At 74.2% G+C, this 22,026-nt stretch carries 15 protein-coding genes; 11 read left to right on the forward strand and 4 right to left on the reverse strand.

Annotation, left to right across the window (positions count from 1 at the left end):
• Positions 1 to 36: 36 nt before the first annotated feature.
• Genes K7396_RS27315 through K7396_RS27325 form a run of 3 tightly spaced genes read left to right on the forward strand, consistent with a single transcriptional unit; the run spans position 37 to position 6,361 of the window.
• Positions 37 to 2,979, forward strand: a complete 2,943-nt coding sequence (locus K7396_RS27315) for a DEAD/DEAH box helicase (protein WP_086717402.1) — start codon at positions 37 to 39, stop codon at positions 2,977 to 2,979.
• Positions 2,976 to 4,427: an SWIM zinc finger family protein gene (locus tag K7396_RS27320; protein ID WP_152104949.1), complete on the forward strand. Its 1,452-nt coding sequence runs from the start codon at positions 2,976 to 2,978 to the stop codon at positions 4,425 to 4,427. The genes K7396_RS27315 and K7396_RS27320 overlap by 4 nt, the downstream gene beginning before the upstream one ends.
• Positions 4,424 to 6,361 (forward strand): helicase-associated domain-containing protein, encoded by a 1,938-nt coding sequence (locus K7396_RS27325; RefSeq protein ID WP_170314302.1) that lies wholly within the window; start codon positions 4,424 to 4,426, stop codon positions 6,359 to 6,361. Before K7396_RS27320 ends, K7396_RS27325 begins: the two co-directional genes overlap by 4 nt.
• A gap of 331 nt (positions 6,362 to 6,692) precedes the next feature.
• Here K7396_RS27325 and K7396_RS27330 read toward each other — a convergent pair whose 3' ends face one another.
• Positions 6,693 to 8,324 (reverse strand): FAD-dependent oxidoreductase, encoded by a 1,632-nt coding sequence (locus K7396_RS27330; RefSeq protein ID WP_152104950.1) that lies wholly within the window; start codon positions 8,322 to 8,324, stop codon positions 6,693 to 6,695.
• A 726-nt stretch (positions 8,325 to 9,050) separates the two neighbouring features.
• Here K7396_RS27330 and K7396_RS27335 point away from each other — a divergent pair.
• From K7396_RS27335 to K7396_RS27350, 4 genes are all read left to right on the forward strand, one after another.
• A complete protein-coding gene (locus K7396_RS27335) occupies positions 9,051 to 9,995 on the forward strand; it encodes a quinone oxidoreductase family protein (RefSeq protein WP_086721646.1) in 945 nt (314 codons plus the stop codon).
• Positions 9,996 to 10,148: 153 nt separating this feature from the next.
• Complete coding sequence (locus K7396_RS27340; protein WP_086721645.1) at positions 10,149 to 11,078, forward strand: IclR family transcriptional regulator domain-containing protein; 930 nt, start codon at positions 10,149 to 10,151, stop codon at positions 11,076 to 11,078.
• Between the two features lie 162 nt (positions 11,079 to 11,240).
• Entirely contained in the window at positions 11,241 to 11,879 is a 639-nt protein-coding gene (locus K7396_RS27345) for a nucleoside/nucleotide kinase family protein (protein WP_086721644.1), read from the forward strand.
• 335 nt (positions 11,880 to 12,214) lie between these two features.
• Positions 12,215 to 12,676: a type II toxin-antitoxin system PemK/MazF family toxin gene (locus K7396_RS27350; RefSeq protein WP_152104951.1), complete on the forward strand. Its 462-nt coding sequence runs from the start codon at positions 12,215 to 12,217 to the stop codon at positions 12,674 to 12,676.
• 17 nt (positions 12,677 to 12,693) lie between these two features.
• On the opposite strand, the gene K7396_RS27355 is transcribed toward K7396_RS27350, so the two are convergent.
• The 3 genes from K7396_RS27355 to K7396_RS27365 all read right to left on the reverse strand — a co-directional run bounded on the left by K7396_RS27355 (position 12,694) and on the right by K7396_RS27365 (position 14,852).
• On the reverse strand, positions 12,694 to 13,236 hold the full coding sequence (locus tag K7396_RS27355; protein WP_152104952.1) for a DUF1697 domain-containing protein: 543 nt from the start codon (positions 13,234 to 13,236) through the stop codon (positions 12,694 to 12,696).
• 52 nt (positions 13,237 to 13,288) lie between these two features.
• The gene (locus K7396_RS27360; protein ID WP_152104990.1) at positions 13,289 to 13,888 is read right to left on the reverse strand and encodes a methylated-DNA--[protein]-cysteine S-methyltransferase; all 600 of its coding nucleotides are present in this window, start codon (positions 13,886 to 13,888) and stop codon (positions 13,289 to 13,291) included.
• Positions 13,889 to 13,967: 79 nt separating this feature from the next.
• Positions 13,968 to 14,852, reverse strand: a complete 885-nt coding sequence (locus K7396_RS27365) for a glycerophosphodiester phosphodiesterase (RefSeq protein WP_152104953.1) — start codon at positions 14,850 to 14,852, stop codon at positions 13,968 to 13,970.
• A gap of 636 nt (positions 14,853 to 15,488) precedes the next feature.
• Between K7396_RS27365 and uvrB the strand changes: the two genes are divergently transcribed.
• From uvrB to K7396_RS27385, 4 genes are all read left to right on the forward strand, one after another.
• Complete coding sequence (gene uvrB, locus K7396_RS27370) at positions 15,489 to 17,615, forward strand: excinuclease ABC subunit UvrB (RefSeq protein ID WP_086715887.1); 2,127 nt, start codon at positions 15,489 to 15,491, stop codon at positions 17,613 to 17,615.
• A gap of 238 nt (positions 17,616 to 17,853) precedes the next feature.
• Positions 17,854 to 18,432, forward strand: a complete 579-nt coding sequence (locus K7396_RS27375) for a TerD family protein (RefSeq protein WP_086715889.1) — start codon at positions 17,854 to 17,856, stop codon at positions 18,430 to 18,432.
• A 115-nt stretch (positions 18,433 to 18,547) separates the two neighbouring features.
• A complete protein-coding gene (locus tag K7396_RS27380; protein WP_223660219.1) occupies positions 18,548 to 20,773 on the forward strand; it encodes a TerD family protein in 2,226 nt (741 codons plus the stop codon).
• 218 nt (positions 20,774 to 20,991) lie between these two features.
• Positions 20,992 to 21,975 carry a TerC family protein gene (locus tag K7396_RS27385; protein ID WP_086716872.1) on the forward strand — a complete coding sequence of 328 codons (984 nt, stop codon included), beginning with the start codon at positions 20,992 to 20,994 and terminating at the stop codon, positions 21,973 to 21,975.
• Positions 21,976 to 22,026: the final 51 nt, after the last annotated feature.

The raw sequence follows: 22,026 nt of genomic DNA on the forward strand, positions 1-22,026 counted from the left end.
CAAGCAGTAGTCAACGACCGAGCAGTGAGGAACGACATGGCAAGGCGATGGGAGGCGAAGACGGCAGGGGAGACCCGCCCCGTGCCCGCGTCCCTCGCGTCCCGCGCCGGAGGCATGGAGGAGAGCGCTGACAGCGGCGCTGCGGCGGTGCGTTGCGCTGCAATCTTCCTGCCCGCCCAGCCCCCGCGCGCCGGGAAGATCGCCCTGTGGCGTCCCGATGGCGGCCCGCTCCCGGATGTCGGGCGCGGAGGGAGCGGCGAAGCGACGGCGGGCAGCGGTGGGGCCGTCGAGACGGGGGAGATCGTCGTTGCCCGGCGCCATGGGAACGGCGCTCGTGGCCGTACGGTCCCCGCCGTGCTGCTGCCGCTGGTCGAGGCCGTCCCGCTGCTGGTCCGTGCCCGGCACGACCCGGCCGCGCACCCGGCCAGCGCCTGCTGGGGCGCGGCCACCCTGCACGCGCTGCATCTCGCCGCCCGCGGCAGGCTGCTCCCCGGGCTGACCGCCGAGGACACCGACGCCTGGCGCGCCGGGCCGCTGGACCCCGAGGACATCGCGCACCTCCGTGCCGTCGCCGCCGCCATGCCCGCCGAGGCCCACGCCGTGCCGATCGCCGGCAGCCGCCCGCTCCAGGTGCACGATCCGGCGGTCCTGGTACGGCTCTACGTGGACGCGGTCGCCGACGCGCTGCCGCGTACGCCGGCCGCCGGACTGGTGGCCGGTGCCCCGTTCGCCGCGAGCGAGCCCCAGCACCTCCCCGGTGCACGGGAGTGGGCCGCCGAGGTCGCGGCCGGGGTCGACGCCGGGGTGCGGCTCTCGCTGCGCCTCGATCTCGCCCCGCACAAGGTCTTCGACCGGAGGGAGGACAGCGGGACGGGCGGCACCGAAGAGCGCAGTGCGGCCGCCGCCGTCCTCCAGGTGCACAGCCTCACCGATCCCACCCTGGTCGCGGACGCCCGCGGCCTGTGGGAAGGCGAAGGGCCCGACCACTTCGGGCCGCGCTCCCGCGTCGACACCCTCCTCGCCCTGCGCCGCGCCGCCCGTATCTGGGCTCCGCTCACCCGCCTCCTGGAACAGCCCGTCCCGGACGTACTGCCGCTCGCCGAGGACGAGTTGTACGACCTGCTGGGCGAAGCCGCGCCGCGCCTGGGCGCCGCCGGAGTGGGCGTCCACTGGCCCAGGGAACTGGCCCGCGGCCTGACCGCGACGGCGGTGCTGCGATCGGCGCCGGGCTCGGCCACCGACGGCTTCGGCTTCTTCGACACCCGCGAACTGCTCCACTTCCGCTGGCAGGTGGCCATGGACGGGGTGCCGCTGAGCGAGGCGGAGATGGACGCCCTCGCCGAGGCGCACCGCCCCGTCGTCCGGCTGCGCGACCAGTGGGTCCTGGTCGATCCGGGGCTCGTCCGCAAGGCCCGGAAGCGCGAACTGGGCTACCTGGAGCCCGCGGACGCCCTCGCCGCGACGCTCCACGGCACCGCGGAGGTGGACGGGGAGGAGGTCGAGGTGGTGCCCCAGGGCGCCCTCGCCGCGCTGCGCGCTCGTCTCACCGCCGAAGCCCGGCCCCTGCCCCAGCCGCCGGGACTGCGGGCCACCCTGCGCGACTACCAACTACGGGGCATGGCCTGGCTCGACACCATGACCTCGCTCGGCCTCGGCGGCTGCCTCGCCGACGACATGGGCCTGGGCAAGACCATCACCGTCATCGCGCTCCACCTGCACCGCCGGCCCGCCGCACCCGTCCTCGTCGTCTGCCCGGCCTCCCTCCTCGGCAACTGGCAGCGCGAGATCGAACGCTTCGCCCCCGGCACCCCCGTACGCCGCTTCCACGGCGCGGGCCGCAGCCTCGACGGCCTGGACGGCGGCTTCGTCCTGACGACCTACGGGACCATGCGCAGCAGCGCCCCCGAACTGGCCGGACGCCCGTGGGCCTGGGTCGTCGCCGATGAGGCCCAGCACGTGAAGAATCCGCGCTCCTCGACGGCCAGGGCGCTGCGCGGCATCCCGGCCCCGGCCCGGATCGCCCTCAGCGGCACACCCGTCGAGAACAACCTCTCCGAGCTGTGGGCCCTGCTCGACTGGACGACACCCGGGCTGCTCGGGTCCCTCAAGACGTTCCGCGCGCTGCACGCCCGTGAGGTCGAGGGCGGTGAGGACCCGCGGGCGGCCGAGCGGCTGGCCCGGCTGGTGCGCCCGTTCGTCCTGCGCCGCAAGAAGTCCGATCCCGGTATCGCCCCCGAACTGCCGCCCAAGACCGAGACGGACCACCCGGTGGCGCTGGGCCGTGAACAGGCCGCGCTCTACCAGGCCGTCGTCCGCGAAACCCTCGCCCGGATCGAGACCGCCGAGGGCATCGCCCGCCGCGGCCTGGTCATGAAGCTGCTCACCGCCCTGAAGCAGATCTGCAACCACCCCGCGCAGTACCTCAAGGAGGCCGCGCCCGGCCTTGCCGCCCGTGCCGGGAAGCTCGAACTCCTCGACGAACTCCTGGACACCATCCTCGCCGAGGGCGGCGCGACCCTGGTCTTCACCCAGTACGTGGGCATGGCGCGGCTGCTCGAACGCCATCTGACGCACCGGGGCATCCCGGTGCAGCTGCTGCACGGCGGCACCCCGGTCGCCGAACGGGAGAAGATGGTCGACCGTTTCCAGTCGGGCCACGCCCCGGTCTTCCTGCTGTCCCTCAAGGCGGCGGGCACCGGCCTGAACCTGACGCGCGCCGGCCACGTGATCCACTACGACCGCTGGTGGAATCCGGCGGTGGAGGAACAGGCCACCGACCGTGCCTACCGCATCGGGCAGACCCAGCCCGTCCAGGTGCACCGGCTGATCACCGAGGGCACGGTCGAGGACAACATCGCACAGCTCCTCGGCGCCAAAAGGGCGCTCGCCGACGCGGTGCTCTCCGGGGGCGAGAGCGCGTTCACCGAACTCTCCGATGCCGACCTCGCCGACCTCGTCTCCCTCAGGAGGCCCGGATGACCGCCCGCCCCTCCTCCGGGCGCGCCGCCGCCGCGGACCGGCTGGCCCGCGCGGACCGCTCGCGCACCTTCCCGCCGCTGCCGGCCCGGACCGGCGCCCGCGGGCTGTTCGCCGAATCCTGGTGGGGCAGCGCCTGGCTGGACGCCCTGGAGACCACGGCCCTCGACAGCGCCCGGCTCGCCCGCGGCCGCACCTACGCCCGCGACGGCCACGTCGACACCATCAACGTCACGCCGGGCCGCATCGTCGCCACCGTACGCGGCAGCAGACCCCGCCCCTACAGCGCCGAGATCCGCCTCCGGACCCTCACCGACCAGGAGTGGGACGGCCTCCTGGACGCCATCGCCGCGGACCCGGGACAGCTCACGGCCCTGCTGTCCAAGAAGCTGCCCCGGAACCTGGCCGAGGGCGAGGCGCGCCTCCTCCCGGGGCCGGGCGACCTCGTGCCCCGATGCTCCTGCCCCGACCAGGGCAGGCCCTGCAAACACGCCGCCGCGCTCTGCTTCCAGACCGCCCGCCTGCTCGACGCGGACCCGTTCGTCCTGCTGCTGATGCGCGGCCGCGGCGAACGCGAACTCCTCGACGCGCTCTCCCGCCGCAACACCGCCCTCACCGCACACGAGGCCCGCGCCCACACGCCCGCCACGGCCCAGCCGTCCCCGCACCACCGCACCGCCGGTCCCGCCACGGCGCCGGCCGTCTCCGCATCTGGCGCCCCGGCAGCCCCGGACGCGACCCCCGGTGAGCCTGCGGGCAAGGCCGCACCACCCGCCCGCGGCGTCCTCGCCAGGGAGGCGCTCGCCGACCGCCCCCGCCCGCCGCTCCCCCCACCGTTGCCGGTCCCGCCCCGGCCCGGCCGGCCCCCTGTCCTGCCGGACGCCGACCACCTCCCCTTCGACCCCGAGACCCTCGCCCTCCTCGCCGCCGACGCCGCGGCCCGCGCGCACGCCTGCGTATCCGCCGCCGGCGCCCCGGTCCCCGGGGACGGCGGGCCGCCCGTCCCCGGCCCCTTCCCGGCGCTGCCCGTATGGGAGGACGCCATCCGGCTGGCGGCCACCGCCCACCCCACCGCCGGCCTCACCTCCGCCACCCGTGCCCTCTACCGCGACCTCGCCGCGGCGACCGGCCGTACGACCACGGACGTGGCCCGCTCGGTCGCCGCCTGGCGGCAGGGCGGCCCCGAAGGACTCTCCCTCCTCGAAGCCACCTGGAACCCCCCGGCCGGCGACTTCGACCGGGCCCGCAGCGCCCTCCTTGCCGCGGACCTCCCGGCCCTGCGCCCGCGCCACAACCACCTCACCGACCCCGACCGCGGCATTCAGCTCCGCTTCGGCCACGACCACCGCTGGTATCCGTACGAATCCGAACCCGGCACCGACGACTGGTGGCCGACCGGACCCGCGGACCCCGACCCCGTGGGCGCCCTCACCGCCCTGCTCGCGCGATGACTAACCTCGACGCCGTGGAAGGTCTCGACGCAGTCACCCGGTCCCTCGCCCGGCGCACCCCCGAGCAGCTCGCCGCGCTCCTCACCCGCCATGCCGAACCGCTCGCCCGCCGGCCCGCGCCCACCGAACTGCGCGGCCTGGCCCAGGCGTTGTGGTCCTACGAAACCCTCCACCACCTGGTGCTGCACCTCGACCACCCCCGGCTCCAGGTGCTCGCCACCACCGCCCGCATCAGCCAGGACCGCGCCGCGCAGGCCGCCCCCGGGCCCGCCGCCCCCGCACCGGGGGCCGACTACCAGTCCCTGATGGCCCACCGGCTGTCCTTCGCGCACCTGGCCACCGAACCCGTCCCGCCCGAGGACGTGTACGCCGCCCTCGGCGCGGCCTCGCCCGGCCCCCCGCGCGCCGCCGCCGAGACCGCGCTGCAGCGGCTCTACGACGACGGACTCGCCGCGCCGGCCGGTGACGGCGCGATCGTCGTGCCGCCGCGCGTCCCGCAACTCCTGGCCGCCCACGACCTCGGCCCGTTCCTCGCCGACGCCCCGCGGCCCGCCCCGGACGACACCGCCCCCACCGCGACCGTCGCCCCGACCTCGCCGCACGACGAATCCCGGGCCGCCGCGGCGACCCTCGCCGCCACCGCCGACCGGCTGCTGGCCGCCCTGGCCACGCAGCCCGCCGCCCTGCGCAAGTCGGGCGGGCTGGCCGTCCGCGAGATCAAACGCCTCGCCAAGGCGGCCGGCGCCACCGCACCGCACACCCGCCTCCTCCTCGACCTCGCGCTCGCCGCCGACCTGATCGCGCTGACCCGGAGCCCGTCCGGTATCACCGCCCTGCCCACCGGCGCCTACGACGACTGGCTCGGCCGCCCGCCCGGAGCGCGCCTCGCGCCCCTCCTGGCCGCCTGGTCGGGACTGTGGGACATCCCCACCCACACCCCGTTCGGCGAGACCCCGACCGCGCTGGTCCGCGGCCACGACCGGCACGCCCCCGCCCTCCGGCACGCACTCCTCGCCGCCCTGGCCACCGTCCCCCTCGGCGCGGAAACGCCCCTCCCGACGCTGCCACTCCCCGATGCCCCGGAGCAGGAGGCGGGCACCAGCACCCCCTGGGACGACCTCCTGCGCGCCGCGGACTGGCACCGCCCCCTCGCCCTCCGGCATCAGCCGATGGCGCACGACCGCGCCGCCCACATCCTCCACGAGGCCGCCTTTCTGGGCCTGGTCGCCCATGGCACCCTCACCCCCCTCGGCCGGGTGCTCCTCGACGACCCGCGCTCCCTCGACGAGCCGCTCGCCGACCTGCTCCCGCCGCTCCTCGAAGAAGCCCATTTCCAGGCCGATCTGACCGCCGTCGTCCCCGGCCGCCCCGCCGCCGCGCTCGCCGGACTCCTCGCCGCCGCGGCCGACCGCGAATCCGAAGGCCACGCCGTGACCTGGCGCTTCACCCCGCAGTCCGTACGCCGCGCACTGGACGCCGGCCACCGGGCCGACACCCTCCTGGAAGACCTCACCCGCGCCTCGTCGACCGGCACCCTCCCGCAGCCGCTGTGCTACCTCGTCCAGGACGCCGCCCGCTCGCACGGCCGGATGCGGGTCCTGCCCGCCGCCTGCTGCATCCGCTCCGACGACGAATCCCTCGTCGAAGAGCTGGCCGCCCACCGCGCACTGCGCGACCTCCAACTGCGCGCCATCGCCCCGACCGTCCTGGTCAGCAGCCGCCCGCCGGCCGCCACCCTGGACGCGCTGCGCGCCGCCGGCTACGCCCCGGCCCTGGAGTCCGACACCGGCACCACCACCGTCGAACGCCTCCCCGCGCACCGCACCAAGGCCCCCGCCCCGTCCCGCAATCCGCACGCGCCGCTCGCCCTCGCCCACCGCCTCCTGGGTCTCCCGGCGCAACCCCAGGAGGCCGCAACGACCGGGGACGCCTGATCTGTTGCCGCGCCGCACCGTCGGCCTGTGGGCGGCGGGGGTCGGCGGTGCGTACTCCGCGCCGACCCTGAGTGCCGGATACGCGTCGCCGATCACCTTCGCGATGGCCCGCCCAGTGCTGCTCTCAAAGCGGCCCCCGGAGCAGGACGCACGGCCACACCCTCCCGGACGTCCACCACACGCCCCGACGGCGCCTAGGGAGCCTCGGCCGGCTCCCTCAACCACGGTGTGCCGTAAGGGCGGTGGATCTCCCTCGCGTCGCCCGGCTCCGGGTGGCATCAGGCGCCGTGCCGACGCCCCGGGCCGGGGGGCCGGTTCTGTCGGCGCCGCTTCAGCCGTCGGCCGGTTTCCGTCGGCCTGCCCCGCCGATACGGCGCAGTGCCGTCGGCCCGAAGCAGAGGCGGGGGAGGCGCTTGGAGGCGGAGTCGGAACCGGGGCGGCGGGACGGCGGGGCCGCGGGCGCTTCCGGCGCGGCGGAGAGCGTGGCGGCGGGCGTCGGCGAGAGGGCGGGGCCGGACGCGGGCGTCGCCGGGGGCCGTGGCGCGGAGGGCTGCGCCGGGCCCGCCGTCGCCGGCAGTGGGGCGGGGGCTGCCTTCGGCGCGGCCGGCCCGCCCGGGGTGCCGTCGGCCGCGGGACCGGTGCGTGCCGGACCCCGGAACAGGCCGAGAGCGGCGGAGAGGCGCAGCGCCGGGGGCGTCGGGGCGGTGGGCGCGACGACGTCCAGGTAGGCGCGGCCGACGGTGGGGCGGTCTGCGGCGGGGGAGGGGAGGCCCGTGCCGGTGGCCAGGGCCCACGGTGCCCGGACCAGGCGTCCGAGGGCCCGCTGCACCTTCCGGGACAGCGCCGGATCGTCCATGCCGTGCCGCCGTAGTGCCCCGCGCAGCGCGGCGGCGCCATGGGCGGCGAGGGACAGGCCCTGGCCGCAGTCGGGGGTGAGCGAGACCAGCGCGCCGCCGAGGACGACGAACCCCGAGGGCCAGGACGGCAGTTGTTCGTAGCGTCGCCGCCGGCTGGTGGTGTCGCGGGACAGCCGCACCTCGCTCAGCGGTTCGGCGTCCGCGATGAGGTCGCCGATGACGGCGTTGCCCGTGCGGCGGGCGAACGGCACGAAACGGCCCGCGTGTTCGCTGGGCCGGTCGTCGCCGGTGCCGGTCAGGGTCACCAGCCAGCGCCCGCCCTCGATCGGGACCAGCGTCGCCGTCCTGGCCGGAACCGGGCGGCCTGGTGCCGCGGGGCCGGAGACCGGGTCGGGGAACGCCGAACGAGTGGTGAGCACCGGGCAGTTCTCCAGGCCGGCGGGTGCGCGGAAGATGCGGGTCGCCGAGACGGTGTTGCCGTCCACGACGTCCTCGCGGGCGGCGGGCAGGCCCAGCGCGGCCAGCCGGTCCTGGGTGGTGGAGTGCCGGCCGGTGGCGTCCACGACGAGGTCGGCGTCCAGACGGTACGTGGCGCCGGTCGTGGTGTCCCGGACGCGCACCCCGGTGACGTGTTCCGCGGTGCCGGTGAGCCCGGCGGCTTCGGTGCCGTCGAGCACCGTCACCCCGGGAAGGGCCGGTACCTGTTCCCGTACGACCCGGTCGAGCAGGTCGCGGGAACAGGCGATCAGCTGCTGCGCGCGGGGCCGTCGGCGTAACCGGGCGGCAGGCTGCCGGCCCGCGAACTCCTCCGGTTCCGGCACCCTGCGGGCGCCCCCGGCCAGCCAGCGTTCGACGCTGCCGGGCAGCAGGGCGTCGACCAGCCGGGCGCCGTCCGCCGTCAGCAGATGGGCGTGCCGGGCCTGCGGAAGGTCCGTGGGGAGCGCGGGGGTGCGCGGCAGCCGCTCGCGCTCGACGACGACGACGTCGGCGTGCCGGGACAGCGCCGCGGCGGCGAGCATGCCGGTGAAGCCGCCGCCGAGCACCACGGCGAGGTGCGGATGGGTGAACTGGAGCCCGTTGCTGCTCGTCGTGCTCGACCCGTTCATGGGCAGTCCCTTTCTCGGCGGCGGAGCACGGATTCCCGGCGGGTGCGGGACACGTCCAGGAAGGGCGGTGCCGCATACGGGCGGGAACGCCGGCGCGCGGCGGCGATGACGGCGTCGGTGGCGGCCGTGAACGAGGCCGGCAACGAGAACGGCAGGGACGCGGACGCGGTCCGCAGAAGGCGCAGCGGCGCCGGTGGAAGCAGGTGCGCCCGTTGTGGGATCCGGCAGGCCGGCGCGAACGCCGGCCTGCCGCCCCCCGATTTCCCCATCATGATTCCCCCTCAGGCCGTGCCCGCCCCGCCCTGCGCACCGCCCCGTCCTCCTCCGCCACCCGCCCGTATCACCGGGTGGGGTGGGCGAGCACCACTGCCTCGGATCACGCGTGCTGCCCCGGGGGACGCGGCCGTCGTCTCCGGTCAACGGCGGACACCCTTCCGGATCGTAGGCGGCGGCGATCACAACCGACAGCCAGGTTTGAGCGAGAGACGCGTGGTGGCCACCCCCGGGATACCGCTGGGTAGATCTGCAGCAAAACGGCGCAATGGGCGGAAACCGCTGCGGGGTTTTCTCGTGACGCGAGAAAGCGGACGGGAAAATTTCGCGAGAAGAGGGGTGGTGAGGCGTGAAGTCCCGCAGGGTTGGCGCGAAATGATCGGGCACCGGCGCCCGGGCGGCGGGCCTGCCTACCCTGTGCGGGCACCGCACAGGAGAACCATAGGGAGAGTCGTGCGCGCGATTGTGATGCGAGAATTCGGCGGCCCGGACGTGCTGCGGCTCGAAGACGTCCCCGAGCCCGCACCCCGCGCCGGCCACGCGCTCGTCGAGGTGACCCTCGCCGGTGTCAACTACGCCGATGTGCACGTACGGGGCGACTCCTACCTCGCACCCGTCGAGCTGCCGTACGTCCCCGGGAACGAGGTCGTGGGGACGGTGGACGGCGGACGGCGCGTCGTCGGGCTGTGCCGCGGCGGCGGATACGCGGAGCGGGCGCTGCTGCACCGCCGCGTGACCTGGGACGTCCCCGACGCCATCAGCGACGAACAGGCCGTCGCGCTGGCGCTGCAGGGCAACAGCGCCTGGCACCTGCTGTTCACCTCGCTGCGCCTCGCCGCGGGCGAGACCGTCGTCGTACCGGCCGCGGCGGGCGGCGTCGGGTCGCTGGCCGTCCAGCTCGCCGCACATGCCGGCGCCAAGGTCATCGGGCTCGCGGGCTCCCCCGAGAAGCGCGAACTGGCCCGGGAGCTGGGCGCCCACGCGGTCGTCGACTCGACCGCCGAGGACCTGACCGAGCGCATCCTGGACGCGGCCGGCGGCCCCGTCGCGGCGGCGCTGGAGATGACCGGCGGGGCCACCTTCGAGCGGACCCTCGCCGCCGTCGCACCGCGCGGCCGGCTCGCCGTCTACGGGTTCGCCGGCGGCGACCTGGCGACCGTGCCGACCCGGGAGCTGATGGCGCGCAGCATCACCGTCTCGGGCTTCTGGCTGCCACAGCTCTACGCGGACCGCACGGCGCTGCCGACGTCGATGCGGGCGCTGTTCGACGCGGTCGCCGACGGCACCCTCACGCCGCGGACCGGTGCGGCGTACGCACTCGGCGAAGCGGCCCGGGCGCACCACGATCTGGCCGCCCGCACCCCGACCGGGAAACTGGTCCTCGACGCCGCCCGATAACGGCGGCGGCCCGGGGCGCCGCACGGCCGTCACGGCCGCGCGAGCGCACCCCGCGGCCGGCCGCCGGGAACCGCGGGCCGCGGGGGCGTCGGCCCGCGGCGCACAGGCACCGCGCCTCAGGGCGCCCACCACTGCCAGGGGAGAGAGCACACGATGGGCAACAGCACCACGGCGACGGGATCGCCTGCCTCGGCCGACGCGGCCGCCACCGGCGTGGCGCCGCGTAGCGCGGGCCACGCCAAGAAGGCGCGCCAGACCCCCAAGGGCACGGCGTCCGCCGGCTCCCGGCCATCGGGATCCGGCCATGCCGAGCGGGTCTTCCTCGTCCAGACGGCCTTCGCCGAGCTGGGCGGCTCCGCCCACGGGCCGGGAGAGATCGCGGAGTTCACCGGCCTGGACGACTCCGTCGTCTACCGCATCCTGCAGTCCGGCATCTACCAGCGCATCTTCGAGCGGGTGGACCGCGGCCTCTACCGGCTGCGGACCTCCGCCGCCCAACTCGCCTTCACCGCCCTCGACCACCGCCTCGACGGCGCCGCCTCGCAGACGGTGCTGCGCGACCTGCGGCGGGCCACCGACGGCGGGCTGGCGTTCCTCTACATGGTGGCGCCCTTCTCCGGCGCGCAACGGCAGTGCATCGACATGGCCGTCGGCGACTCCGACCTCGCGGAGCTGGGGATGACCCCGCGCGATGTGCTGTCCGTGACGCGGTCGCTGCGCACCGGTGCCTCCGGGCGGACGATCCTCGCCTACCTGCCGGAGGTGCTCCAGCAGCGGGTGCTGGCCGAGCCCGTCCCCGAACAGGCGGGTCCCGGCGTCTACCGGGACAACGACGCGCTGGTGGCGTCCCTGGCCGAGGTACGTGACCTCGGACACGCGCTCGGCTACGAGGAGTGCATGGCCGGCTGGAACTCCTGTGCCGCGCCGATCATGTGGGACGGCTCCATCATGGGCGCGGTGCTGCTCCTCAAGCTCACGTCCGTGATGCCGGTGGCCCCCGACGGCGTCATCGAGGCGACGAAGGAGGCGGCGGCCGAACTCAGCCGTTACGGAGCCGCCCGGCCGTCCGCCGACCAGGCCTGAACCACGTCCCCCGGACGCCGGCCCGCTCGGGGCACCGTCCCGCCTCTCCCACGGGGCAGCGGCGGCCGCACCGGGCCGTGACCTCCGAGCTGCCACGGGAGCCGGCCGCTCGCGGGCCGGTGCGGGACGCCCCGCGCCGGCCCGGCCGGGCAGAATGGCGGGGTGCGGCTCGAAGCGATCACCTGGGAACGGCTCACCGACGCGCTCGCCGAGCGCATCGCCACGATGCCGGCGAAGGACGGGGGTCCCTGGCTGCGCGTGGCCCTCGACGGGGCGCCCGCGGCCGCCCCCGGCGCGCTCGCCGGCCGGCTCGCCGAGGCACTGCGGCTGAGGGGGCGGGCGGTGCACAAGGCCGGCACCTTCGGCTTCCTGCGCCCCGCCTCGCTGCGGCTCGAATACGGCCGGGAGGACCCCGACGCCTTCCACGACGAGTGGTTCGACCGGCAGGCCCTGTGGCGCGAGGTGTTCCAGCCGCTGGACCCGGGCGGCAGCGGCCGGGTGCTGCCGGACCTCTGGGACCCCGTGGCGGACCGGGCCACGCGCAGCGCCCGTACGGAGCTGCCGCCCGGCGGCGTCCTGCTGCTGCACGGCCCGCTGCTGCTCGGCCACTGGTTCCCCTTCGATCTGTCGGTGCACCTGAAGCTGTCACCGGCCGCCCTCGCCCGCCGCACCCCGCAAGGCGAGCGCTGGACCCTGCCCGCGTTCGCGCGCTACGAGGCCGAGACCCGGCCCGAGGAGGCGGCGGACGTCGTCGTGCGGGCCGACGATCCCCGCAGGCCGGCCTGGAGCGGCCTGCTCTGACCACGGGCCGGACCCGCCCGCCCGGCCCCGGACGAACCGCCGGATTTCGCCGCGTACGCGGGGGAACCCGCCCTCGGCCGCCGACAGTTCACCGACGACCCACCGCGCCGGACGGCCGTGCCCCACACCTCCGCCGCAGGTAACTGGTGGGCACGGAAACCTTCTTGACGTAGCGTCAGGCGTGTCGTGGTCCCGGCCATGACGATCCCCTCCCCGGGCGGCCCCCGCGGCCGTTCCCGCTGGAAAAACCGTACGGCCGACCACTGACAATCGGTCCCGGACCGCCTGGCGAGACCGCTGATCGCCGTGCCGGCGGCGGAGGTTAGCGTGGGCCCGTGAGCACTTCATTCCCTGCATCCGACGAGCCCGAAGCGCTGCCCGGCAGCCAGGGGCCCACCGCGACCGTCGAGGCCCGGCCGCGGTCCGTCGGCACCGTGACGATGTCCTACGCGCCCGACCCCGACGGCGACCCGGATCCCGGCGAGATCGTGTGGACCTGGGTGCCCTACGAGGAGAACGACGGACGGGGCAAGGACCGCCCCGTGCTGGTCGTCGCCCGGGAGGCCGGCGGGACGCTGCTGGCCGTGCAGCTGTCCAGCAAGCGGCACAACAACGACCGGGAGTGGGTCCCCCTCGGGACGGGCCCGTGGGACCGCGCCGGCCGCGACTCGTGGGTGGCCGTGGACCGGGTGCTGCGGGTGCACCCGGCCGGGATGCGGCGCGAGGCCTGCGCGCTGGACCGGGGCCGCTTCAACCTCGTCGTCAACCGGCTGCGCGAGCGCTACGGCTGGCGCTGACGGCCCGAGCCCGGGCCTCAGGCGTCGGCCAGGGCCAGGAGCTTGGTGACGGTGTTCCAGTTGCGGGCGGTGGCCGTCACCCCGAGACGGGCACGGCCCACCGCGTCGGCGAGCTTGGAGCGGCCGATGCCGCCGGGACACCACAGATACAGTTCGCGCCCGATCAGCCGGTACTGGTCGGGCGCGAACGCGGCCGCGTCGAGCGCGTCCAGCCGGGAGGTGTCGGCCGGCTCCGCCGACAGGAACGTGACGTGCAGGCTCTTGGGCTCCGGCGCGGCCAGGGGAAACGGGTTCGCGGCGACGGCGGCGGCCAGCTCCTCGCGGGTCCGCACCACGACCGGCACCGTCAGGCCCAGCTCGTCGGCGATCCGCTCGTGGATCACCCGGGCGGTCTCGGACGGCGGCGTACCGGGGTCGGCGAAGACGATGTTGCCGGTCTGCAGGAGCACCGAGACGTCCCGGTACCCCAGCGCCTCGGCCAGCTCCAGCTGCTTCGCCTTGGGGAAGGAGTTGTGGCCGCCGACATTGATGCCGCGGAGCAGAGCGATCTGACGGGACATGGTGCTGCCCTTCGTAGGAGCCGGCCCCGGTGAGGGCGGACGACGGTCGGGATCAGAAGAGCGGAGCGGGCAGCACCCCTTCGAGGGCCAGCAGGGCCCGCTTGGTCTCCAGCCCGCCGCCGAAGCCGCCGATGCCGCCGTCGCTCGCCACGACGCGGTGGCACGGGACGACGACCGGCAGCGGATTGGAGCCCATCGCGGCGCCCACCGCGCGGGCCGCGCCCGGCTCCCCGACCCGGTCGGCGAGGTCCTGATAGCCGACGACGCTGCCATAGGGGACGTGGGCGGCCAGCGCCTGCAGGACCCGGGCGGAGAAGCCGGAGGACAGCGACCAGTCCAGCGGGACGGTGAAGGACCGCAGCTCTCCGGCGAAGTAGGCGGTGAGCTCGTCCGCCGCCGCCGCCGTCGCCGGCGCGGGGAGCGCGGGCAGCGGCGGTCCGCCGAAGAGCCGCTCCAGGCGGGCCGTCTCACGGCGGGCGGTCCGCTCGTCGGCATGGAAGACGACGCGGACCAGGCCCTCCTCGGTCGCGGCGAGCAGCAGCGGGCCGATCGGGGTCGCCAGCCTGGTCCGGGCCCAGTCGCGCCGGGCCGCCGCTGCCGCGGGCCCGGCGTCCGGTGCCGCCGCGGGGCGGGAAACCTGCTCGGAATGCATCACCTGATCAGGGTAGGACGCACCACTGACAGCGCGGCGGGGAACGGACCGGCCGCCCCGTCCCCCGGCGGCCGCGGGCTCAGTCGTCGCTGCCCCCCAGCGCGTCGCGCACCACGTCCGGCTTGTTGGTGATGATGCCGTCGACGCCCAGAGCGGCGACCTTGACCGCCGTGGCCGGGTCGTCGACGGTCCAGGTGTACAGGTCCAGCGGCCGGCTGTGCGGGCCCTTCAGACCGTGCACGGCGGCGACGTACTCCGGGGTGACGGCCGTGTGGACCGGGTTGATCTGGTCGCAGTACTTCGCGAACTTCGGGAGGTCGGCGACGGACGGATTGCCCAGGAAGCCCGTCTTCACGTCCGGCCGCAGGCGGTGCACCGTCTTGATGGCGTCGGCGTTGAAGCTCTGGATGATCAGATGGCGCTTGACGTGCGTCTTGTCCAGCCAGCCCGCGCGGCGCAGCTCGGCGAGGGTCTGCCGCTCGATGCCCGGGTAGAGCTCCGGCGACTTCAGCTCCATCAGCAGGCTCTGGTCGTTGTTCTCGACCTCGTCCATGTAGTCCTCGAGGGTCGGCACCCGCTCACCGCGGAACTTCGGACCGAACCAGCTGCCCGCGTCCAGCTTCTCGATCTCCTTCAGCGTGAAGTCCGCCACGTTCCACGGGGAGCGTCCGGGGAAGACCTGCTCCACGTTGGTCGTCCGGGCGAGCGAGTTGTCATGGAGGATGACCAGCTCGCCGTCCTTGGTGCGCTGTACGTCGTTCTCGACCCACTCGAAGCCCCGCCGGTCGGCCGCGTCGATCGAGGCGAGGGTGTTCTCGGGCGCGTACGACGAGGCGCCGCGGTGGGCGACCGTCACCGGAGTGCGTCCGGACGGCGCCGCCTGGGCGACGGTCGTGGAGAGGGCGAGCGCGGACAGACCCATGAGCGCACCGGCGGCAACGGTGGCAACGGGGCGAATACGCATACGGACTCCTCGTGACGTCGTGGACGTGAGCTGACGTGAAGTGACGTGAACCGGGTCGGACGGGCAGAGGCTCGCAGCCGGGCCGTAGCGGGAGGCGGTCGTGTGGTTTCCGGGCGCTGAACGGGACGTGGCCGGTTTCCTTGTGGAGCGACGCGCAGTTGCAGGATGCCCGGATCAGCCGTGCTACAGACGTACGCTCCGACGCCGTCCAACTTGCCGGAGCCTCGGCATCCGCGCATCTTGGCCGATGATGCGTCACCCCTCGTGCGTCTGAACGGTTTTGATGGGCCACCGGAAGGACACGCCACCCCCGGCCGACGCCTCGCGCGGCTCCTCGGCCGGCTCCCCGCCCGGCGCGTCGCGCGCACGGCCCTCGTCCGGATCCGGAGGAGAGACCGGAGCCGGTGGGGAGACCGACGGCGCTCCCGTGCGGGCCCCTGCGCGTGAGGTCGTACGGGCACGGCTCCGCGGCGCCCCGGCCTCGCCGTGCTCCGGCCCCGCCGCGCCGTCCGGCACCTGTCCTCCGGCCCGGCCGGCCCCCGCCGCCCCGCCCGCGACTATCGCCCGTCCCCCCGAAACCGCAGCTCAGGGCGCTCGCAGCGTCGATTGTCAGTGCCGAGTCGTACGGTGGATCCCATGCGGCCCGTATCAAGCATCGAACGCACGGTGGCGCCCTTCGAGGTCGTCAGCCCCTTCCAGCCCAGCGGCGACCAGCCCACGGCCATCGCCGAACTCGAGCGGCGCATCCGCGGGGGTGAAAAGGACGTCGTCCTGCTCGGCGCGACCGGCACCGGAAAGTCGGCGACCACCGCGTGGATGATCGAGAAGCTGCAGCGCCCGACCCTCGTCCTGGCGCCCAACAAGACGCTCGCGGCCCAGCTCGCCAACGAATTCCGCGAGCTGTTGCCCCACAACGCCGTCGAGTACTTCGTCTCCTACTACGACTACTACCAGCCCGAGGCGTACGTCCCGCAGTCCGATACGTACATCGAGAAGGACTCCTCCATCAACGAGGAGGTCGAGCGGCTGCGGCACTCCGCGACGAATTCGCTGCTCACCCGGCGTGATGTCGTCGTGGTCGCCTCGGTGTCCTGCATCTACGGCCTCGGTACGCCGCAGGAGTACGTCGACCGGATGGTGCCGCTGAAGGTCGGTGACGAATTCGACCGGGACGCCCTGCTGCGCCGCTTCGTCGACATCCAGTACACCCGCAACGACGTGGCCTTCACCCGCGGCACCTTCCGGGTGCGCGGCGACACCATCGAGATCTTCCCGGTGTACGAAGAGCTGGCCGTGCGGATCGAGATGTTCGGCGACGAGGTCGAGGCGCTGTCCACCCTCCACCCGCTCACCGGCGAGGTCATCAGCGACGACCAGGAGCTGTACGTCTTCCCGGCCAGCCACTACATCGCGGGCCCCGAGCGCATGGAGCGGGCCATCGCCGGGATCGAGGCCGAGCTCGCCGACAGCCTCGCCACGATGGAGAAGCAGGGCAAGCACCTGGAGGCCCAGCGGCTGCGGATGCGCACCACCTACGACATCGAGATGATGCGTCAGATCGGCTCCTGCTCGGGCATCGAGAACTACTCGATGCACATGGACGGCCGCGAGCCCGGTTCCGCGCCCAACACCCTCCTCGACTACTTCCCGGACGACTTCCTCCTGGTCATCGACGAGTCGCATGTCACGGTCCCGCAGATCGGTGCCATGTACGAGGGCGACGCCTCCCGTAAGCGCACCCTCGTCGAGCACGGCTTCCGGCTGCCGTCCGCCATGGACAACCGGCCGCTGAAGTGGGAAGAGTTCCTGGGCCGCATCGGCCAGACCGTCTACCTTTCCGCGACCCCGGGGCCGTACGAGCTCGCCAGGGGCGACGGGTTCGTGGAGCAGATCATCCGGCCGACCGGTCTGGTCGACCCGGAGGTGGTGGTCAAGCCCACCGACGGGCAGATCGACGACCTGGTGCACGAGATCCGTACGCGCACGGACAAGAACGAGCGCATCCTGGTCACCACCCTCACCAAGAAGATGGCCGAGGACCTCACCGACTACTTCCTGGAGCTCGGTATCCAGGTCCGCTATCTGCACAGCGACGTGGACACCCTGCGCCGGGTGGAGCTGCTGCGCGAGCTGCGATCGGGTGAGTACGACGTCCTGGTCGGCATCAACCTGCTGCGTGAGGGCCTCGACCTGCCCGAGGTCTCCCTGGTGGCCATTCTGGACGCCGACAAGGAGGGGTTCCTGCGGTCCGGTTCGGCGCTCATCCAGACCATCGGACGTGCGGCGCGCAACGTCTCCGGCCAGGTGCACATGTACGCCGACAAGGTCACCCCGGCGATGGAGAAGGCCATCGACGAGACCAACCGCCGCCGGGAGAAGCAGCTGGCGTACAACAAGGAGAACGGCATCGACCCGCAGCCGCTCCGCAAGAAGATCGGCGACATCGTCGCCACCATCGCCCGCGAGGAGATCGACACCCAGGAGCTGCTGGGCACGGGGTACCGCAAGGGCACCGAGAAGGAGGCGCAGGGCAAGGCGCCGGTCCCGGCGCTCGGCGGCAGGGCCGCGAAGGGCAAGGGCGGCAAGGCGGAGGCGCTGACGGACCGTCCCGCCGCCGAACTGGCCGAGCTCATCGAGGAGATGACGGAGCGGATGCGGGCCGCCGCGGCCGAGCTGCAGTTCGAGGTCGCCGCCCGGCTGCGCGACGAGGTGGGCGAACTGAAGAAGGAACTGCGGCAAATGAGGGAAGCCGGGGTGAAGTAGGGGGAACGGCAGCGGCCGACGGGGGGACCGGGGCGGCGCGCGGCGGTCCGCCGCGCGGCGGCCCGCCCTCGCCCGGTGCGGTATCGCCGCACGTGGGCGGGGTGCGTCCGGCGGTGCCCGGTGTGTTGCAGAAGCGCCACAAAACGCGGGTCCCGTGCCTCCCCGGCCCGGCGTCGTGCATAGGGTCGAAGGGGCCGCCGGAGAGCTGGGCGGGGACAGTACAGAGAGGGGACGACGCGTGACGGTCAACTTGTCCAAGGGACAGGGCATCAGCCTGCAGAAGTCCGACGGAGGGAACCTGACCGCGGTGCGGATGGGGCTGGGGTGGCGCTCGGCGCCGCGCCGCGGCCTGTTCGGCAGGCGGACCAGCGAGATCGACCTCGACGCCTCGGCGGTGCTGTTCGCCGACAAGAAGCCGATAGACGTCGTCTTCTTCCAGCACCTGGTCAGCGATGACGGCGCGGTCCGGCACACCGGCGACAACCTGGTCGGCGGCGCGGGCCAGGGCGGCGACGACGAGGCGATCCTGGTCGACCTGGCCCGGGTGCCGGTGCACATCGACCAGATCGTGTTCACCGTCAACTCCTTCACCGGCCAGACGTTCGCCGAGGTGGAGGACGCCTTCTGCCGCCTGGTGGACGAGACCACGGGCCAGGAGCTGGCCCGCTACACCCTCACCGGCGGCGGCAACTACACCGCACAGGTCATGTCCAAGGTGCACCGCGTGGGCAACGGCTGGCAGATGACCGCCATCGGCGAGCCCTCCGTCGGCCGCACGTTCCAGGACCTGGTGCCGGCGATCCTGCCGCACCTGTAACCGTCACCGCCGCACCACCACCGTCGCGGCAGCGCGCACCGGGCCGCGCTGCCGGACCCCCGGGGCCGGTGCCCGGGTACGGCCCGGGCACGCCACCACCCCAGGGGGAACAACGATGACGGCCGAGCTGGTCCGGGGGCAGAACCATCCACTGGACCGGAGCCGGGTGGAGATTCGGGTGACGGCGGGCTCCGCCGTCATGGCCGGGGTCACCCTCGGCGACGAGCAGGGCAGGCTCGCCGGCGCCGAGGCGGTGGCCCACCCGGGCGCGCCCCGGCGCACCGGCGTCGAGGTTTCCCGCCAGGCGGCCGCCGAGCACCGTCTTGCGGTGGACCTCGACGCGCTGCCCGCGGCCGTCCACCGGGTGAGCGTGCTGCTGGCGCTGCCCGGCGGCATCGGCGCCGTGACCGCCTTCGGGGCGTGCGCCGCGCCCTCCGTCACCGTCACCGGCCCCGACGGCACCGGCATCGCCCACTACATCGTCACCGGCCTGGGCGCCGAGTCCGCCGTCGTCGCCGTGGAGCTCTACCGCAGGCAGGGCGACTGGAAGGTGCGCGCCGTCGGCCAGGGCTACGCCGACGGCCTCACGGCGATGCTGCACGACCAGGGTCTGCCGCAGGCGGCGGAGCTGGCCACGGAGATCGAGGACGCGGTCAGCCGGGGGCAGGCCCGCGCGGTCCCCTCGCCCGCCCCCGTGGCGGCGAGCCGATCCGACCGCCCCGCGACCGGCCCGGCCGCAGCGGACCGGCCGGCTCCCACGGACCGTCCGGCCCCCGCACACCCTCCCGCCTCCGACGGCCCGGCACCCACCGGCACCGACAGCGACACCGGCCGCGGAACCGGAACCGGCGGCGGAACGGGCCCCGGCGACCGAACCGACACCGGCCACCGAACCGACACCGGCCACCGAACCGACACCGGCCACCGAACCGACACCGGCCACCGAACCGACACCGGCCACCGAACCGACGCGGACCCCCGCCCCGAGCCCGCCGCCGACGCGTCAGCCTCCGCCGCCGGCGCCCGCATCGACTACCGCCACCCCAAGCGCCGCAGCGCCCCCGCCCCCGGCCCGGCCAACGCTCCGGCCGAGGCCGGTCCGGCTCCGGCCGCGCCCGCCTCCTCGCCCCACGGCAGCCCCGGGGCGTCCGACGGCCCCCCGGCGCCCGTGGCCGGTGACGCCGCCGGCTGGAGCATGGAGGAGCGGCTCTACAACCAGGTCTGGGGGATGTTCGAGGACCTGGCCCGCTCCGTCGCGGCCTACCGCAGCGCGTCCGGCTTCGCCGAGTCCCGGATGGAGCAGGAGCTCGACCAGGCCCTGTCCGACCCGCGCCACCGCCTCGGCACGGCCGCCGACGCCGCCCGCGCCACCGCCCGCGACCGGCACGCCGCCCTCGTCGCCCAGGCTCGCGCCGCCCTCGACCGCGACCTCGCCCAGCTCGCGGCCGAGTCGGCGGTCGTCGAACCCGCCCTGCCGCCCGCCTTCGCCCGCTGGGACAACCCCGTCTGGCAGGGCTACCACGTCCCGTCGGAGCGTCCGATGGCGCTGCGCCTGGGCGACCTGCACCTCCCGGAAGTCCTGGACCTGCGCATTCCCATGCTCGTCCGCCTTCCCCTGGAGCGCGGGCTGTGGATCGACAGCGGGACCGACGCCCACGCCGCGAGCCCCGGCCCCGGGCGCGACGTCACCCGGCGGGAGCTGGGCAGCGCGCTCACCGACGGGCCGCCCGACGAGGCCGCGGTGCGCCGGCTGGCCATGGAGACGGCCGTGGCGATCGCCGCCCGGCTGCTCGCCGTCCACCCCGCGGGTGACTTCGCGGTCCAGGTCATCGACCCCGGCGGTACCGCGGCGCCCGCGCTCGCGCCGCTGGTGGAGAGCGGCGCGCTGGCCGCGGCACCGATGCCCGGCGCGCGGGGCGTGGCCGCGGTGCTGGAGATGCTGACCCGCCGGGTGGAACTCGTCCGGATGGCGGTGCGCCACCGGGCCGGGGACTCGCTCCCGCCGGATCTCGACACCGCCGACCAGCTGCTGATCGTGCACGACTTCCCGCACGGCTTCGACGACCGCGCCCTCACCCGGCTCCGCTACCTCGCCGACGAGGGGCCGGCCGTCGGCGTGCATCTGCTGATGGTCGCCGACCGTGCCAGGACCGGGGAGTACGGCCCGGTCCTGGACCCGCTGTGGCGCTCGCTGCTGCGGATCACACCGGTCCCCGACACCCATCTCGCCGACCCCTGGGTCGGCCATGCCTGGACCTACGAGCCCTCGCTCGTCCCGGCGGGGAGCCAGGTGGTGCGTCAGGTGCTGGGCCGGGTCGCGGCTGCCCGCCGAGCATCCTGACCAGCTGTTTTGCCTATTTCTTTACTATTCATTGTCCTTCCTTTACGCTTCTTGGTGCGGAGGGGAGTATTCCCACTGCGACGTACCCGTCATCACGGATTGCGAGTGTGACGAGATCCCGGGGCGTCGGTCCCGTTCCCCCATCCGGCGGAACGGGGCGGAAGAGACCTCCGGCAGCGACGACGCTGTAAGTGCCGTACGACTCTGCCGGAGGAGCAGTGGACGTTTCCCCTACCCTGTGGGCCCTGACCATCCTTGGCCTGTGCGCCCTGATCGCCGCCGATTTCTTCATCGGCGGCCGCAAACCGCACGAGGTCTCCCTCAAGGAGGCCGGCATCTGGACCGGCGTCTGGATCGCGCTGGCCACGCTCTTCGGCCTCGGGCTGCTGCTGTTCGGCGGCGCCGCCCCGGCCGGTGAGTTCTTCGCGGGCTTCATCACCGAGAAGTCCCTGAGCGTCGACAACCTCTTCGTCTTTGTCCTGATCATGGCGAAGTTCGCGGTCCCGACGATCTACCAGCAGCGGGTGCTGATGGTGGGTGTGCTGATCGCGCTGGTGCTGCGGGCCGGCTTCATCGGCGCGGGCGCCGCGATCATCGCCAACTTCTCCTGGGTCTTCTACCTCTTCGGCGCGTTCCTCATCTGGACCGCATGGAAGCTGATCAAGGAGGCGCGCGCCGAGGAGGAGGACGAGGAGTTCGAGGAGAACCGCTTCCTCAAGATGGTCGAGAGGCGCTTCCCGTCGACCGACAAGTACCACGGCACCAAGCTGTTCGTGGTCGAGAACGGCAAGCGGCTGATGACGCCGATGCTGATCGTCATGCTGGCGATCGGCACCACCGACGTCCTCTTCGCCCTGGACTCCATCCCGGCGATCTTCGGCCTGACCCAGGACCCGTACATCGTCTTCACCGCCAACGCCTTCGCCCTGATGGGTCTGCGGCAGCTGTACTTCCTGATCGGCGGACTGCTCAAGAAGCTGGTCCACCTCTCGTACGGCCTGTCGGTCATCCTCGGGTTCATCGGCGTGAAGCTGGTGCTGCACGCCCTGCACGAGTCCGGGGTGCCCGTTCCGGAGATCAGCATTCCGGTGTCGCTGGGCGTCATCTGCGCCGTCCTGGTCGTCACGACGCTCACCAGCCTGCGCGCCTCGAAGAAGCAGGCCGTCGCCGACGCGGCGGCCAAGGAGCGCATCGACGTCTGAGGCCGGCCCACGACACGGCGCCCGGGTCCCCCTTCCCGCAGGAGGGGGACC

Origin of the sequence: Streptomyces angustmyceticus, from assembly GCF_019933235.1 — a bacterium.
GTDB lineage: Bacteria > Actinomycetota > Actinomycetes > Streptomycetales > Streptomycetaceae > Streptomyces > Streptomyces angustmyceticus.